Genomic DNA, 15,339 nt, shown 5'->3' with positions numbered 1-15,339 from the left:
GGAGGGGACTTTAAGTGAAAGAAATACAGGATTTTGATAGTCTACAAATAAAATTGGCATCGCCTGAACAGATCAGAGCCTGGTCATATGGTGAAGTCAAGAAACCCGAAACAATCAATTATAGAACTCTCCGTCCAGAAAAAGACGGATTGTTCTGTGAAAGAATCTTCGGTACAACAAAAGAGTGGGAATGCTACTGCGGTAAGTTCAAATCCATCCGGTATAAGGGTGTCATTTGTGACCGATGTGGTGTTGAAGTAACGCACTTCAAAGTACGTCGTGAGAGAATGGGCCATATTGAATTGGCTTCTCCTGTTTCTCATATTTGGTATTACCGCTCAGTGCCTTCCCGTATGGGATTGCTTCTTGATCTGTCCATTGCAGCCTTGAGGTCCATTCTCTATTACGAAAAATATGTTGTCGTAGAGGCCGGTGATACTGACCTCAAAAAAATGCAACTCCTTTCTGAAGAAGAATTCATGGAAGCTCAGGATCGATACGGTATGTCTTTCACAGCCGGAATTGGTGCCGAAGCTGTCAGAAGCTTGTTGGAAGGTCTGGATCTGGATGCTCTTTCTGTAGAACTTCGGGCAAAAATGGTCGAAAAAGGTCCCAAAGCCGACAAACGACTCCTGAAAAGAATTGAAATTGTAGAAAACTTCAGGGATTCAGGTAATAGATCAGAGTGGATGATTCTGGATGTCATTCCCGTAATTCCACCAGAATTAAGACCCATGGTTCAGTTGGATGGGGGGCGCTTTGCCACATCAGACCTCAATGATCTTTATAGAAGAGTCATCAATAGAAATAATCGTCTTAAAAGGCTGATGGCTTTAAATGCTCCTGATATTATCATCCGGAATGAAAAACGGATGCTTCAGGAAGCGGTTGATGCATTGTTTGACAACTCTAAGAAGAAAAAAGTCGTTAAGGGAGCCTCAAATAGGCCTCTTAAATCTTTGTCAGACCTGCTAAAGGGTAAACAAGGCCGTTTCCGACAGAACCTCTTAGGGAAGCGTGTTGACTATTCCGGACGTTCTGTAATTGTAGTAGGGCCTAATTTGAAACTCCATCAATGTGGTCTGCCCTCTAAGATGGCTCTTGAATTGTACAAACCTTTTATAATGAAAAAACTTGTAGACAAGGACATTGTTTACAATATCAAAAAAGCAAAAACTCTTGTCGAGCAGGAAACACCCGAAGTATGGGCCGTGCTGGATGAGGTAGTAAAAGAGCATCCCGTTCTTTTAAACCGTGCTCCTACACTCCATAGGTTGGGTATACAGGCTTTTGAACCCGTTCTGGTCGAAGGAAAGGCTATTCGTCTTCATCCCCTTGTTTGTCATGCCTTTAATGCTGACTTCGATGGAGACCAGATGGCTGTTCATGTTCCTCTGACTCATGCGGCTCAGATTGAATGTTGGACCCTTATGCTTTCCGATACTAACCTTATGAACCCCGCCAACGGACAGCCAGTTGTCTTTCCGTCACAGGACATGGTCCTCGGTTTGTATCATCTGACTAAGAATAGACCTGGTGCCAAGGGTGAAGGACGCTATTTTTCAGGGTCAGATGAGATCCTTATGGCTCTAGATTCAAGATCTGTGGCTTATCAGGCTATGGTGAAGGTGCGCTTAAATGGTGAGTTTGTAGAAACAACCCCGGGACGCGTTATCTTTAATGAGTTGCTTCCTCCCGAAGTTGGATATGTTAACCATACCCTGGGAGATAAGCAGATTCGTGAATTAATCGAGAAGACTCATGAAAAACACGGTTCTTATACAACTGTATGCATGTTGGATATCATCAAAGATACGGGTTACAAGTTTGCCACAAAATTTGGTGCATCCATCGGTATGGATGACATCATCATTCCAGATAATAAGAAAGATCTGATTGATGCAGCAAATGATGAAGTTCTGAAAATCCAGAACCAGTATCTATCCGGTCATATTACTCAAGAAGAACGCTACAACCGTGTTGTAGAAGTTTGGAGTAAGACAAATGAAGAGCTGACCAATGTCATGATGGAGCGTCTGAAGACGGATCAGGGCGGTTTTAATAATGTTTTTATGATGGCGGATTCCGGAGCGAGAGGTTCCAGAAACCAGATTCGTCAGTTAGCCGGTATGCGTGGTCTTATGGCTAAGCCTTCAGGTGATATTATCGAACTGCCTATCCGTTCTAACTTTAAAGAAGGTCTGTCGGTTATCGAGTTCTTTATCTCTACCAATGGTGCCCGAAAAGGATTGGCCGATACGGCGCTTAAGACCGCCGATGCCGGGTATCTGACAAGACGTCTTGTCGATATTGCTCAGGATATGGTTGTTAACGAAGAAGACTGTGGTACCATCAACGGTATAGAAACACATGCTCTGAAAGACGGTGAGGATGTTGTTGAATCCTTGGCTGACAGAATTCAGGGACGTTTTACCCTGGAACGGGTAAAACATCCTATCACCGGTGAAGTTATCATCGATGTAAACGAAGAAATTACGGATGAAATTGCCAGAGCCATCGAAGAAGTTGGTGTTGAAAGCGTTAAGGTTCGTACCGTGCTTACCTGTGAGGCCAAACATGGTGTCTGTCGAAAGTGTTACGGCAGAGACCTTTCAACTAAGAAAACCGTCAACATAGGAGAAGCTGTAGGGATTATAGCCGCTCAGTCTATTGGACAGCCTGGTACACAGTTGACCATGAGAACCTTCCATGTTGGTGGTACGGCCAGTACAATTGCCGAGGATAATAGAGTTTCTCTTCGTTATCCCGTACTCGTTCGTGAAATCAATGGTACTCATGTCGATATGGACAACGGTACAAAGCTTTTTACAAGAAAGGGTTCCATCATTGTTGCTAAAGTCCTCGAATCTTTTGATCTTAAGAAAGATGTAGAGGTCCTGGTTGAAGATGGTCAGAAAGTCATTAAGGGTGAACCCATCCTCAAGGTAAAAGGTGAGGAAGTCCTAGCTGATGAAATTGCCTTTACAACTATTGTGGGTAAACAGCTCCTTCTCATCGCTCAGGATCAGAAACTTGAGATTAGAAATGGTTCAACTGTTCAGGTTGCTCTTGGTCAGGTCGTTCCTGCAGAAGATGCCTTGGCATACTTTGACCCCTTTAGTGATCCAATCATTGCCGAACAGGATGGTAAAGTCCGATTTGAAGACATTATCATCGGTACAACTTTGCGTGAGGAAGTAAATGAAGATACCGGTAACATAGAAAAGAAAATTACCGAGTTTTCCCTTGAATCCCTTCAGCCAAGAATCATTATGGAAAATGCTGATGGAGAAGAAGTGGGAAGTTACTACCTTCCTGGAAATGCTTACCTGAATGTTGTTGATGGTTTGGAAGTCAAAGCCGGTAGAACTCTGGCTAAGATGCTTAAAGAATCCACTAAAACTCAGGATATTACCGGTGGTCTGCCTCGTGTTGGTGAACTGTTTGAAGCCAGAAAGCCAAGAGAAGCCACTGTTATGTCCGGTATCGATGGAAAGGTCAGATTCGATGGAATCGTCAAGGGTAAACGTGTTCTGACCGTTGTTGATCCCTGGGGGAATGAGTTCAAACATCTCGTACCCATGGGAAAACATCTGCTTGTTAGAGATGGTGACCTTGTAGAAGCGGGTGAACCTTTGTGTGAAGGTGCCAAAGATCCTCATGATATTCTGGATATCCTCGGAGAAAATGCTCTGCAGCAGTTCCTTGTGGATGAAGTTCAGGAAGTTTATAGAATGCAGGGTGTAAATATCAATGATAAGCATATTGGTGTTATTATTCGTCAGATGATGAGGAAGATCGAAATCATCGATGTTGGTGATACCCATTTTATCTATGGTCAGCAGATCGATAAGTATAATTTCCGAAGGGAAAACGAAAGAGTTAAGAGAGAAGGTGGAGAATCAGCCGTGGCAAGACCACTCTTGCTGGGAATCACTAGAGCCTCTTTGAATATCGATTCCTGGATCTCTGCTGCATCATTCCAGGAGACAACCAGAGTCTTGACCAATGCCGCCATCGCTGGTGAGGTTGACCATCTCAGGGGTCTGAAGGAAAATGTTGTTATTGGACATATTATTCCTGCCGGTACGGGTATGAAGAAATATAGAAATATGAAATTGTTTAACAAGGACAGTCAAGATCTTGATTCTCATGTTGCTCAAATACTTGAGAACAGGAAAAAAGAGCAGGAACTGGCAAGTCTGAACCGTGAGCCTTTTGATGAGTCTTACGATGAAAAAACTGAATCTTAAATAGCTTTTGCACCCTTTTAAATTGTTGAAAAGGCAAGTTTAAATCCTAAACATTGTTTTTTCACAACTAAAAAGGGCTGTGATTGTATAAAAAATGGCAGTGATGCCTGTGGTTTTTACCGGGAAGATTATGCTGGTCTTTTCGATAACGATTTTTTTAAAACAGCGAAGTGTATCGCTTTTTTGAGAAAATTCCATATATATCTTAATTGTGCTTGACTCTAAGTTTTAGAATTGTTAGAGTCGCTATGCATTTAATTCAATTAGTTAATGGGAGAATGTAGTATAAATGCCTACAATAAATCAATTAGTCCGAAACGGTCGGAAGTCTTTAGAGAAAAAGAATAAAGCTCCCGCACTTCAGGCTTGTCCCCAGAAAAGGGGAGTTTGTACGAGGGTTATGACCATAACTCCTAAGAAACCTAACTCGGCACTTCGTAAAGTAGCCAGGGTCAGATTGACCAATGGTGTGGAAGTGACTGCATATATTCCTGGGATTGGACACAATCTACAGGAGCACTCCGTAGTTGTTCTACGTGGCGGAAAGGTAAAAGACCTTCCCGGTGTGCGGTATAAAATTATTCGTGGTACAAAAGATACTCTTGGTGTAGATGGAAGAAAGAAATCCAGATCCAAGTATGGTACTAAGAAACCGAAGGCTTAAGGTAGGGGATTATGGCGAGAAGACGAGAGGCGCCGGTACGACCGGTAATGCCAGATTCAAAATATAATAATACAACGCTGGAAAAATTTATTAAGCGCATGATGCTTGATGGAAAAAAATCTACAAGTGCTGCCTGTATTTATGGCGCATTGAGTATTGTTAAAGAAAAGGGTAGTGAAGATGAGCTTCAGACATTTCTGAAAGCTTTAGAAAACATTAGACCTGCTGTTGAGGTTAAGTCCAGACGTGTTGGTGGTTCTACTTATCAGGTTCCTGTTGAAATTCGGGAGTCCAGAAGAGAAGCTCTGGCTATGAGATGGTTGATTGCTGCAGCAAGAAATAGAAGTGGTAGAAGCATGAGCGAGAAGCTTAGTGCGGAAATCATGGATGCATCCAATTCTACAGGTACAGCTTTCAAGAAGAAAGAAGATACTCATAGAATGGCTGAGGCCAATAAGGCATTCTCACACTATAAGTGGTGAGTTTGAAATAATAGGTTTGCTGTTTTAAAGCAGCAAACCCCTCGACGGAATGCCTTCCGATTTTTTTAAGAAAGGAAGGCCGCTACTGTGACAGAGGTTATGTGCGACGATCAGCATTGAGCTGCTTGTCTTCCTGTGTTCCAAACCGTTTGTATTTGTCAGATAGGTGGATGGAAGAGTTGTTGTGCCGACATATAAGGTACTTTCTCCTTAGTTCTGTTCTTTTAGTGTAAAAATCCGTCATAAATAGATCTTTTCTGTTGTTTGGATGTTGTCGTGTAATAGCTGTTTTTGCTAGTATCACGCTGATGCCCGCTTAGGGACATCCGAAGAGAGCGTTTTTTTTAAAAGAGCCTAGGAGGTAGAAATGGCTAAGGAAAAATTTCAACGAAGCAAACCGCATATTAATGTCGGTACTATTGGTCATGTTGACCACGGGAAAACTACTCTTACAGCTGCAATCTCAATGTATTGTTCAGTAAAAAGTGGTAGTAAGGTCATGAGTTATGAAGATATTGATAATGCGCCCGAAGAAAGAGAGCGTGGTATTACTATCAACACTAGACACGTTGAGTATGAAACAGACACTCGTCACTATGCTCATGTTGACTGTCCAGGTCATGCTGACTACATCAAGAACATGATTACCGGTGCTGCACAGATGGACGGAGCTGTCCTTCTCGTTGCTGCTGACTCCGGACCTGAGCCCCAGACTAGAGAGCACATCCTTCTGGCTAGACAGGTTGGTGTTCCTAAACTGATCGTATTCATGAACAAATTGGACTTGGCTGACCCTGAATTGGTTGACCTTGTTGAGATGGAAGTTCGTGAGCTTCTGGATGAGTATGGTTTCCCCGGAGACGATACACCAATTATCAAAGGATCAGCTTTCGAAGCTATGTCAAACATTGAAGACGGTGAAAAGACTGCTAGTATTCAGGAACTTCTGGATGCAATGGACAGCTATTTCCCGATTCCTGACAGAGCTGTAGATCAGCCATTCTTGATGCCTATTGAAGACGTATTTTCAATTTCCGGGCGTGGTACTGTTGTAACTGGTCGTATTGAAAAGGGTGTACTTCATGTTGGAGATCAGATTGAGATCGTTGGTATCAAAGACAGCAAAACAACCACTTGTACTGGTGTAGAAATGTTCAACAAACTGCTGGATGAAGGTCAGGCTGGTGATAATATCGGTACACTTCTTCGTGGTATTGATAAGAACGAAGTTCAGAGAGGACAGGTTCTTTGTAAACCCGGTTCAATTTCTCCCCACACAAAGTTCAAAGCAACCCTGTACTGTCTGACCAAAGAAGAGGGTGGACGTCACAATCCTTTCTTTTCTGGATACAGACCCCAGTTCTATTTCAGAACAACCGATATTACCGGAACTGTAACTCTTCCAGAAGATAAGCAGATGGTAATGCCTGGTGATAACACTGAAATTAGTGCTGAACTGATTCACGCCATTGCTATGGATAATGGACTCAGATTCTCAATCCGTGAAGGTGGAAGAACTGTTGCTTCAGGTCAGATCATTGAGATTTTAACATAAGAGTAATTGTAAGTGTCGCCCTGTTAATTTACCGCAGGGCGATTTTCTGGAGGACTAATGGGTAAGGAACGGATACGCGTCAGATTAAGAGGTTTTGACGTTGAGTTGATTGACCAGAGTGCGAAGGCCATAGTACAGGCCGTTCAGAAACAGGGAAGTAAAGTTTCTGGACCGATCCCTCTGCCTACAAGGATTAATAAATTTACTGTATTGAAGTCAACTTTTGTAAATAAGAAGTCTAGAGAGCAGTTCGAAATGAGAACTCATAAAAGACTTATAGATATTTTAGAGCCAACCTCTGCTGTTATGGATGCTCTTATGAAGCTCGAGCTACCTGCTGGAGTGGATGTAGAGATTAAACAGTAAGTAAGAATGTTGAGGTATTAGATGATTGGTTTAATTGGCAAGAAAGCTGGAATGACCCAGGTGTTTGATTCTGAAGGAATATTAACTCCTGTTACCGTTATTAAAGTAGAGCCTAATGTTGTTGTAGCCAATAGAACTGTTGAAGGCGACGGCTATAGCGCGGTAGTTCTTGGGTCTGTAGAAATGAAATCCAGCCATGTTAGCAAACCTTATGCGGGACAGTTTAAGAATGATACTACCCCTAAGAAACATGTAATGGAACTGCGTGACTTTGAGAAAGAATGTAATGTTGGCGATTCTTTCGGTGTAGAATTGATAGAAGAATTTTCCTACGTAGACGTTATTGGTACATCCAAAGGAAAAGGTTTCCAGGGTGTTATGAAACGGCATAATTTTAGTGGTGGACGTGCAACACACGGTTCAAAATTCCACAGAGCCAACGGTTCAACCGGTATGGCAGCTTACCCTTCAAAAGTTATTAAGGGTACTAAAATGGCCGGACGTATGGGTGGTGAACGGAAAACTGTTCAGAATCTGGAAGTAGTTAAAGTAGATGCTGAAAAGAATGTTGTATTGGTCAAGGGTGCTGTACCCGGTACGAAAGACAGTGTTGTTTTAGTACGCAAAGCCAAGAAGAAATAGAGGATTATTATGGACAGAAAAGTCTTTTCAATTGATGGAAAAGAGCTGCGGACAATAACTCTTGAAGATTCAGTATTCGCTCGCGAAGTTAGTGATGGTTCAATTTACAATGCTATCAAAAACGAGCTTGCTAACAAAAGAGTTGGGACAGCCAGCACACTCACCCGAAGTGAAGTAAGAGGAACAACAGCAAAACCCTGGAGACAGAAAGGAACAGGTCGTGCGAGAGCCGGTCGTAGAAGATCTCCTGTCTGGGTTGGTGGTAGTATCGTATTCGGTCCTAAACCGAGAGACTACAGCTATGTTCTTCCAAAGAAAGTAAAACAGTTGGCTATGAAATCCATACTGAGCCTGAAAGCCCAGGATGAGAATAAATTCAAGATTGTTGAAGATTTTACGGTAGAAACCGGAAAGACCAAAGATTTTAAAGCCATTCTGAAAGCTTTGGTAAATGATGAGAAAACTGTTGTTGTCCTTAAGGATGATGATAAGTTGATCAGACAGGCCGGTCGTAATCTTCCTAATGTTAGATTCCTTTCCTATAACAGATTGAGTGCACATACTCTTTTTTATGGAAAGAATGTTCTGATGTTGGAAGGCGCCGTTTCAAAGCTGAACGAATTTTATGGTAGATGAGGTTGAGTATGGATGCCTATAAAGTAGTTATAGAACCTGTATTGACAGAAAAATCGAATGTTCTTCGTGATGGAGAATGTAAGAAGTATGTCTTCAAGGTTGATAAGAAAGCAAATAAGATCCAGGTGATTGAAGCAGTAAAAAGTATTTTTTCTGTGAATCCAGTCAGCTGTAATATTGTGAATGTTCGTGGAAAGAAGAAAGCGAATGTTCCTATTTCAGCTGCCAGCTTCAAAAGAGGTTATGGTAAGACTGCGTCCTGGAAAAAAGCAATTGTGACACTTGCCGAAGGTGAGAAAATCGATGCTTTTGAAGGCGTGTAAGGTAGGAGTAATTCTGTGGGTATAAAAAAGTATAATCCTAGAACACCGTCCCAGAGATTTAGACAGAGCTTGACCTTTGAGGGTATTACTCGAAGTCAGCCTGAGAAATCACTCTCTTCCGGTAAATCTTCAAAAGCCGGTCGTGGAGCTGGAGGTCGGATTAGTGTTCGCCGCCGTGGTGGTGGTCATAAGAGAAAGTACAGAGAGATCGATTTCAGAAGGAATAAAATTGATATTCCTGCAAAGGTTGCTCAGATCGAATACGATCCGAACAGATCTGCTAACATCGCTCTGTTACATTATGCAGATGGAGAGAAACGCTATATCATAGCACCAAAGGGTGTTGAAGTAGGAACTGTTCTTTTGAGCGGACCTAATTCACCCATTGAAGTTGGTAATGCTCTTCCTTTGGAAAATATTCCTGTAGGTCGTGTTGTTCACTGTGTTGAATTACAGCTCGGTCGTGGTGCGCAGATGGTAAGAACCGCCGGTGGTGGAGCTCTTATTGCAGCTAAAGAAGGCGATTATGTAACACTTAAGATGCCTTCTGGTGAAATGCGACTTGTCCTGAACAAATGTATTGCTACCATTGGTGAAGTCGGTAACGAAGATCACATGAATGTGAAAGTCGGTAAAGCCGGTCGTTCCAGATGGATGGGCAAGAGACCTAAGGTAAGAGGGGTTGTTATGAACCCGGTTGATCACCCCCATGGTGGTGGTGAAGGTAAGACATCCGGTGGACGTCATCCTGTTTCCCCCTGGGGAAAACCAACCAAAGGTTTCAAGACAAGAAAGAAACACAAGAACTCTGACAATTTTATTGTTAAGAGAAGGAAATAGGAGTAAAACGTGTCTAGATCAATTAAAAAGGGACCGTTTATTGCCAAAAGCTTGTACAAAAAGGTTATTGAACAGAATAAATCAGGTTCCAAAAAGTCTATGGTTAAGACTTTCAGTAGAACTTCCACGATTATTCCTGAAATGGTCGGTTTGACAGTTTCGGTTTACAATGGCAAAACATGGATTCCTGTATATGTAACAGAAAATCTTGTTGGTCATAAACTTGGTGAGTTTTCTCCAACCAGAGTGTTCAGAGGACATGCTGGTTCCGATAAGAAATCGAAAAGGTAGGTGAGTGATGGAAGCAAAGAAAGGTTACAAAGCCATAGCTAAGAATTTGCCAATGTCTCCCACTAAAATCAGACCTATTGCTGATAATATTAGAAGGAAACCTTATTCTGAGGCAGTTGCGATTCTTGAGAATCTGCCGAATAAAGGTGCAAAATTATTAAAGAAAGTTGTTTTGTCTGCAGCCGCTAATGCACTGCATCAGAATAATATGCTTGATGAAGATGCCCTTTATATCAAAGAACTGTTTGTAGATAACGGACCCATTCAAAAAAGAATGTGGCCTCGTTCCAGGGGAAGAGCAGATAGACTGCTTAAGAGATCTTCACATATTTCTGTAGTAGTAGATGAATTAGGAAGTACGGGGGAATAAATGGGACAGAAAGTAAATCCTTACGGTCTCAGACTGGGTATTAATAAAACTTGGAAGTCAAAATGGTATGTTGACCCCAGAGATTATGCTGATTCATTGCATGAAGATCTGGCTCTTCGGAAAGCCCTTATGGACAGTCCCGAAGCTCGAGGTGCTGAAATTGGTGATATTGAAATCATTAGGCAGCCACAGCGAATTACCATGATGATCTACACTGCAAGACCTGGTGTGATTATTGGAACCAAAGGTGCCAATATCGAAAAGATCGGTCAGAGACTGCAGAAGATGACTGACAAGAAGATTCAGGTGAAAATCAAAGAAGTGAAGAAGCCAGAAGCTGATGCACAGATTATTGCCCTGAATATTGCCCGTCAGTTGAAAGGCCGTGTTGCTTTTAGAAGAGTTCTTAAGATGACTGCATCAAACTCAATGAAAGCTGGAGTTAAAGGAATCAAAATTAAAGTTTCCGGAAGACTCGGTGGTGCTGAAATGGCCAGAACTCAGGAAGTGAAAGAGGGACGTATTCCTCTTCATACACTGAGAGCTGATATTGATTATGGTTTTGCAGAAGCAAATACAACCTTTGGTGTTATCGGTATCAAAGTCTGGGTTTTTAAAGGCGAAGTTTACGGTCATGAACAAAAAGATGATGCCGGACTTCTGGTAAGTAGAAACCAGAGAGACAAGGCTTCAAGGAGCTAACAGATGCTGAGTCCAAAGAAAACGAAATATAGAAAACGAATGAGAGGCGGACCTTTAAAAGGGAACGCCACCAGAGGGAACACTATTGCCTTCGGTGAATGTGGACTGGTTGCGATGGATAATAAGTGGATCACTGCTAGACAGATTGAAGCAGCTCGTGTGGCGATGACTCGTCATATCAAGAGAGGCGGAAAAGTCTGGATAAGAATCTTTCCGGATATCCCCTATACCAAGAAACCTGCTGAAACTCGAATGGGTAAAGGTAAAGGTAATCCAGAGAAATGGGTTGCTGAAGTAAAACCTGGAACAGTTATGTTTGAAATTGGTGGAGTCGATAGAGATCTGGCACAAAAAGCTATGACCCTTGCCGGCAGCAAACTACCTATTAAAACAAAGTTCGTCTATAAGGAGGCGAAATAGTCATGAAAGAACGTTTCAATGACCTGTCAGTTGATGAGCTGATCGCCAAAAAGGATGATCTAAGTAAAAAACTGCAGAAGATGAGATTTGATATGGTTCTGGGTCACGTGGAAAATCGGATGGATAAAAGAAATCTGAGAAGAAGCATTGCCCGATTGAACACAATGATTAACGAGTTTGATCTCGGAATCAGAAAGGTATAGTGATGGAAAAAGCTTCAAATACTGGAAATAAAGTTTTTACCGGTGTTGTTACGAGTGATAAAATGGATAAGACAATTGTTGTTAAGATAACAACAAAGAAACTTCATCCCTTGTACAAAAAGTATGTTACACGTACGGTAAAATATAAGGCACATGATGAAAAGAATGGTGCTCATGTTGGTGACACAGTCCGCATTCAAGAGTGCAGACCTATTAGTAAAGATAAATGCTGGTCTCTTCAGGAAATACTTGAGAGAGCCAAATAACACCGGAGGGTATAAATGATTCAGGATAATACATATTTGAATGTTGCCGATAACTCTGGTGCTAAAAAGGTTATGTGTATCAAGGTTCTTGGCGGAAGTAAAAGAAAATATGCCAGTGTTGGTGATATTATTGTGGTAGCCGTTAAAGACGCACTTCCCAATGCTCCTATTAAAAAGGGAGATGTTAAGAAGGCTGTTATTGTAAGAACACACAAAGAGTACCGAAGACCTGATGGAACTTACATCAGATTTGACGACAATGCCTGTGTTATTGTAGATGCTAACAGTGCTCCTGTTGGAAAGCGTATTTTCGGACCCGTTGCAAGAGAACTCAGAGATGCAGATTTTATGAAAATAGTATCCCTGGCACCTGAAGTTCTTTAGGGGAGTATGATAAATGGCTGATGTAAAATATAAGATTAAAAAGGGCGATCAGGTTAAAATTATTGCTGGAAAAGACAGTGGTAAGATTGGTCGCGTACTTAAGATCCAAAGGGAGAACGGCCGGGCGATTATTGAGGGTTTGAATATGGTTAAAAAAACCGTAAAACCTAAAGCCCAGGGCGAAAAAGGCAATATCATTGAAATTGAGGCTGCCATTGATCTCTCAAATGTACAGGTTCTCTGTAAAAAATGCGGTCCTACCAGGGTCGGCGTTAAAATTGACGGAGATAGTAAAGTTAGAATTTGCAAGAAATGCGGGGAAGCTCTATAATGGCGGCAACTAAACCAAGATTAAAAACTGTTTATACAGATACAATCGCTCAGGAGTTGTTTTCTGAGTTTGGCTATAAGTCCAAAATGCAGATTCCCAAGATTGAAAAGATTGTAGTCAGCATGGGAGTTGGTGAGGCAATTACCAACAAAAAGCTACTTGAATCTGCAGTGGAAGAATTGACACTGATCACCGGTCAGAAAGTCATGAAAACCAAGGCTCGAAAATCAATTGCGAACTTTAAGGTTCGTGAAGGCCAGGAAATTGGTGCAAAAGTAACTCTGAGAGGAGTTAAGATGTATGAGTTTCTCGACCGTCTGATCAATATTTCTCTGCCCCGTGTAAAAGACTTTAGAGGAGTTAATCCCAAGGCTTTTGACGGTAGAGGTAATTATTCTCTGGGAATTACTGAGCAGATCATTTTTCCGGAAATTGACTACGATAAGATTGAACAGATTAATGGTCTGAACGTAGCCATTGTAACTACGGCTAAAACTGATAACGAGGCAAGAACTCTTCTTGCTAAGTTCGGTATGCCTTTCAGGAAATAGGCCTTTGGGCCTAACGATAGGAGTTGATTGATGGCTAAGAAGTCAATGATCGTTAAGTGTAATAGAAAGCAGAAATTCAGTACTCGCGAATACAACAGATGTCGTATTTGTGGAAGACCTCGTGGATACATGAGAAAATTCGAGATGTGTAGAATCTGTTTTCGAAAACTTGCTAACGAAGGTATGATTCCCGGCGTTACGAAATCAAGCTGGTAGGAGAGTATTATGAGTGTTTCAGATCCTGTAGCGGATATGCTCACAAAGATTAGAAATGCCAGCAGGGCTAAATTTGAGAAGGTAGATATAGTACCTTCCAAGCTCAAGCTGGAAATTATCAAAATTCTGAAGAATGAAGGTTTTGTCAAGAATTTCAAGAAAGTGACCCAGGATGATGTTAGTGTCATTCGTGTCTTTTTGAAATATGATGATCAAGAAAATCCAATTATTCATGGAATCCAGTCTGTATCGACACCTGGTAGACGGGTTTATACAGGTTACAAGGATATGCCCCGTGTATTAAATGGATTCGGTACAGTGATTATTTCTACTTCAACTGGAGTGACAACTGGTAAAAAGGCCTCTGTCAATAAAGTTGGTGGAGAGATCATCTGTAAGGTCTGGTAAGGGGGAGAATTAATGTCTCGTATCGGTTTAAAACCAGTATCAGTACCCAAGGGTGTTACTGTTGCTGTTCAAGACAATATACTGACAGTTAAAGGGGCAAAGGGTTCTTTGACTCAGCCCTTCGAGCCTGAAGTCAGCTTTGAGATCAAGGGTGATGAAGCTATTGTCAGTAGAAAAGATGAAAGTAAAAGAGCCAGGTCCATGCATGGACTCTATAGAAGACTGCTTTCAAACATGGTAGAAGGTGTTTCAGCAGGTTTTTCTAAAGCTCTTATTATCAATGGAGTTGGTTACCGGGCAGAAGTAAAAGGCAAAAGCCTTCTTATGAACCTGGGATTTTCAACTCAGATTGAATACGTTATTCCCGAGGGAATCAGCGTTGCAGTAGAGGGTAGTAAGGTTACAGTTTCTGGTATTTCCAAGGAACTTGTCGGGCTTGTTGCCAGTGAAATCCGTGGACTTAGACCTCCCGAACCTTATAAAGGTAAGGGGATTAAATACGAAACAGAACATGTCAGACGTAAAGTCGGTAAGTCTGGTGTTAAATAGGTTGTAAATTATGGATAGAATTAAACAAAAGCAGGCAAAACGGCTGCAGAGAAAAAAACATGTACGGAAGAAAATTTCCGGCACCGCTGAAAGACCCAGACTGACTGTTTACAAAAGCAACAAGAATCTTAGTCTCCAGGTAATTGATGACGTTAAGGGTCATACCATCGTCAGTGCCTCTACTTTGGAAAAGGATCTTACAGCTGTAAAGGTTAACGTGGAAGGCGGAGCTCAACTCGGTAAGGTTATCGGCGAAAGAATGAAAGCTGCCGGAATCAATACTATTGTATTTGACCGAAATGGTTTAATGTACCATGGTATTGTTAAGGCAATTGCTGAAGCAGCCAGAGCCGAAGGCATTCAGTTTTAAGAGGTAAACTATGGCGTTTAAAGAAAGAAGCAGAGAAGAAAAAGAATTTACCGAAAAACTCATCAGACTGAATCGTGTTTCTAAAGCCGTAAAGGGTGGACGAAAAATGTCTTTTTCTGCACTGATGGTTGTCGGTGATGGAAAAGGCCGTGTCGGTTATGGATTCGGTAAAGCTAATGATGTAGCTGAAGCAATCAGAAAGAGTGTTGAAAAGGCCAAGGGTAACCTTAGGACTATTCCCCTCAAGAAGAATACAATTCCCCATGAAATCCTGGGTGAGTTTAAGAGTGCTTCTGTACTTCTGAAACCAGCTGCACCTGGTACTGGTATTATTGCCGGTGGACCAGTTCGTGCGGTTATGGAAGCGGCAGGCATTCATGATATTCTATCCAAGTCTCTTGGTTCCAAGAATACCATGAATATCGTAAAGAGCGTTTTCAACGGTCTGGATAGTCTGTTCGAAGCTAAAGCTGTTGCAAACGGCCGAGGTAAGAACATAAGCGAACTGTGGGGTTAA

Annotated in this window: 23 protein-coding genes; all 23 read left to right on the top strand. The window is 41.8% G+C overall.

Annotated elements, in window-relative coordinates; all coding sequences use genetic code 11:
- The first annotated feature begins 14 nt into the window (after positions 1 to 14).
- The 23 genes from rpoC (at position 15) to rpsE (ending at position 15,339) form a co-directional block, all read left to right on the top strand.
- On the top strand, positions 15 to 4,253 hold the full coding sequence (gene rpoC / locus EXM22_RS11440) for a DNA-directed RNA polymerase subunit beta' (protein WP_149486650.1): 4,239 nt from the start codon (positions 15 to 17) through the stop codon (positions 4,251 to 4,253).
- Between the two features lie 289 nt (positions 4,254 to 4,542).
- On the top strand, positions 4,543 to 4,917 hold the full coding sequence (rpsL, locus tag EXM22_RS11435; RefSeq protein WP_149486649.1) for a 30S ribosomal protein S12: 375 nt from the start codon (positions 4,543 to 4,545) through the stop codon (positions 4,915 to 4,917).
- A gap of 11 nt (positions 4,918 to 4,928) precedes the next feature.
- Positions 4,929 to 5,399: a 30S ribosomal protein S7 gene (gene rpsG, locus EXM22_RS11430; protein ID WP_149486648.1), complete on the top strand. Its 471-nt coding sequence runs from the start codon at positions 4,929 to 4,931 to the stop codon at positions 5,397 to 5,399.
- Between the two features lie 367 nt (positions 5,400 to 5,766).
- Entirely contained in the window at positions 5,767 to 6,954 is a 1,188-nt protein-coding gene (gene tuf, locus EXM22_RS11425; protein ID WP_149486647.1) for an elongation factor Tu, read from the top strand.
- Between the two features lie 57 nt (positions 6,955 to 7,011).
- On the top strand, positions 7,012 to 7,320 hold the full coding sequence (gene rpsJ / locus EXM22_RS11420) for a 30S ribosomal protein S10 (protein ID WP_149486646.1): 309 nt from the start codon (positions 7,012 to 7,014) through the stop codon (positions 7,318 to 7,320).
- Positions 7,321 to 7,341: 21 nt separating this feature from the next.
- Complete coding sequence (gene rplC, locus EXM22_RS11415) at positions 7,342 to 7,962, top strand: 50S ribosomal protein L3 (RefSeq protein ID WP_149486645.1); 621 nt, start codon at positions 7,342 to 7,344, stop codon at positions 7,960 to 7,962.
- A 9-nt stretch (positions 7,963 to 7,971) separates the two neighbouring features.
- Positions 7,972 to 8,598: a 50S ribosomal protein L4 gene (gene rplD / locus EXM22_RS11410; RefSeq protein WP_149486644.1), complete on the top strand. Its 627-nt coding sequence runs from the start codon at positions 7,972 to 7,974 to the stop codon at positions 8,596 to 8,598.
- An 8-nt stretch (positions 8,599 to 8,606) separates the two neighbouring features.
- A complete protein-coding gene (rplW, locus tag EXM22_RS11405; protein ID WP_149486643.1) occupies positions 8,607 to 8,921 on the top strand; it encodes a 50S ribosomal protein L23 in 315 nt (104 codons plus the stop codon).
- Between the two features lie 15 nt (positions 8,922 to 8,936).
- A complete protein-coding gene (gene rplB / locus EXM22_RS11400; protein ID WP_149486642.1) occupies positions 8,937 to 9,761 on the top strand; it encodes a 50S ribosomal protein L2 in 825 nt (274 codons plus the stop codon).
- 9 nt (positions 9,762 to 9,770) lie between these two features.
- Positions 9,771 to 10,052: a 30S ribosomal protein S19 gene (rpsS, locus tag EXM22_RS11395; protein ID WP_149486641.1), complete on the top strand. Its 282-nt coding sequence runs from the start codon at positions 9,771 to 9,773 to the stop codon at positions 10,050 to 10,052.
- 7 nt (positions 10,053 to 10,059) lie between these two features.
- On the top strand, positions 10,060 to 10,422 hold the full coding sequence (rplV, locus tag EXM22_RS11390; protein ID WP_149486640.1) for a 50S ribosomal protein L22: 363 nt from the start codon (positions 10,060 to 10,062) through the stop codon (positions 10,420 to 10,422).
- Entirely contained in the window at positions 10,423 to 11,124 is a 702-nt protein-coding gene (gene rpsC / locus EXM22_RS11385; RefSeq protein WP_149486639.1) for a 30S ribosomal protein S3, read from the top strand.
- A gap of 3 nt (positions 11,125 to 11,127) precedes the next feature.
- On the top strand, positions 11,128 to 11,544 hold the full coding sequence (gene rplP / locus EXM22_RS11380) for a 50S ribosomal protein L16 (RefSeq protein WP_149486638.1): 417 nt from the start codon (positions 11,128 to 11,130) through the stop codon (positions 11,542 to 11,544).
- Between the two features lie 2 nt (positions 11,545 to 11,546).
- Complete coding sequence (rpmC, locus tag EXM22_RS11375) at positions 11,547 to 11,747, top strand: 50S ribosomal protein L29 (RefSeq protein WP_149486637.1); 201 nt, start codon at positions 11,547 to 11,549, stop codon at positions 11,745 to 11,747.
- 2 nt (positions 11,748 to 11,749) lie between these two features.
- The gene (gene rpsQ / locus EXM22_RS11370; protein ID WP_149486636.1) at positions 11,750 to 12,013 is read left to right on the top strand and encodes a 30S ribosomal protein S17; all 264 of its coding nucleotides are present in this window, start codon (positions 11,750 to 11,752) and stop codon (positions 12,011 to 12,013) included.
- Between the two features lie 15 nt (positions 12,014 to 12,028).
- Positions 12,029 to 12,397: a 50S ribosomal protein L14 gene (rplN, locus tag EXM22_RS11365; protein ID WP_149486635.1), complete on the top strand. Its 369-nt coding sequence runs from the start codon at positions 12,029 to 12,031 to the stop codon at positions 12,395 to 12,397.
- 13 nt (positions 12,398 to 12,410) lie between these two features.
- Entirely contained in the window at positions 12,411 to 12,728 is a 318-nt protein-coding gene (rplX, locus tag EXM22_RS11360; protein ID WP_149486634.1) for a 50S ribosomal protein L24, read from the top strand.
- Positions 12,728 to 13,279 (top strand): 50S ribosomal protein L5, encoded by a 552-nt coding sequence (gene rplE / locus EXM22_RS11355; RefSeq protein WP_149486633.1) that lies wholly within the window; start codon positions 12,728 to 12,730, stop codon positions 13,277 to 13,279. The genes rplX and rplE overlap by 1 nt, the downstream gene beginning before the upstream one ends.
- Before the next feature lie 30 nt (positions 13,280 to 13,309).
- On the top strand, positions 13,310 to 13,495 hold the full coding sequence (locus tag EXM22_RS11350) for a type Z 30S ribosomal protein S14 (RefSeq protein WP_149486632.1): 186 nt from the start codon (positions 13,310 to 13,312) through the stop codon (positions 13,493 to 13,495).
- 9 nt (positions 13,496 to 13,504) lie between these two features.
- Entirely contained in the window at positions 13,505 to 13,903 is a 399-nt protein-coding gene (gene rpsH / locus EXM22_RS11345; RefSeq protein WP_149486631.1) for a 30S ribosomal protein S8, read from the top strand.
- Positions 13,904 to 13,915: 12 nt separating this feature from the next.
- On the top strand, positions 13,916 to 14,452 hold the full coding sequence (gene rplF, locus EXM22_RS11340; protein ID WP_149486630.1) for a 50S ribosomal protein L6: 537 nt from the start codon (positions 13,916 to 13,918) through the stop codon (positions 14,450 to 14,452).
- 10 nt (positions 14,453 to 14,462) lie between these two features.
- The gene (gene rplR / locus EXM22_RS11335; RefSeq protein ID WP_149486629.1) at positions 14,463 to 14,822 is read left to right on the top strand and encodes a 50S ribosomal protein L18; all 360 of its coding nucleotides are present in this window, start codon (positions 14,463 to 14,465) and stop codon (positions 14,820 to 14,822) included.
- A gap of 10 nt (positions 14,823 to 14,832) precedes the next feature.
- Positions 14,833 to 15,339: a 30S ribosomal protein S5 gene (rpsE, locus tag EXM22_RS11330; protein WP_149486628.1), complete on the top strand. Its 507-nt coding sequence runs from the start codon at positions 14,833 to 14,835 to the stop codon at positions 15,337 to 15,339.

Source organism: Oceanispirochaeta crateris (genome assembly GCF_008329965.1).
GTDB classification, from domain to species: Bacteria; Spirochaetota; Spirochaetia; order DSM-2461; family DSM-2461; genus Oceanispirochaeta; species Oceanispirochaeta crateris.
The sequence above is the reverse complement of the archived record's forward strand: the minus strand, read 5'-3'. Positions and strand labels throughout refer to the sequence as shown.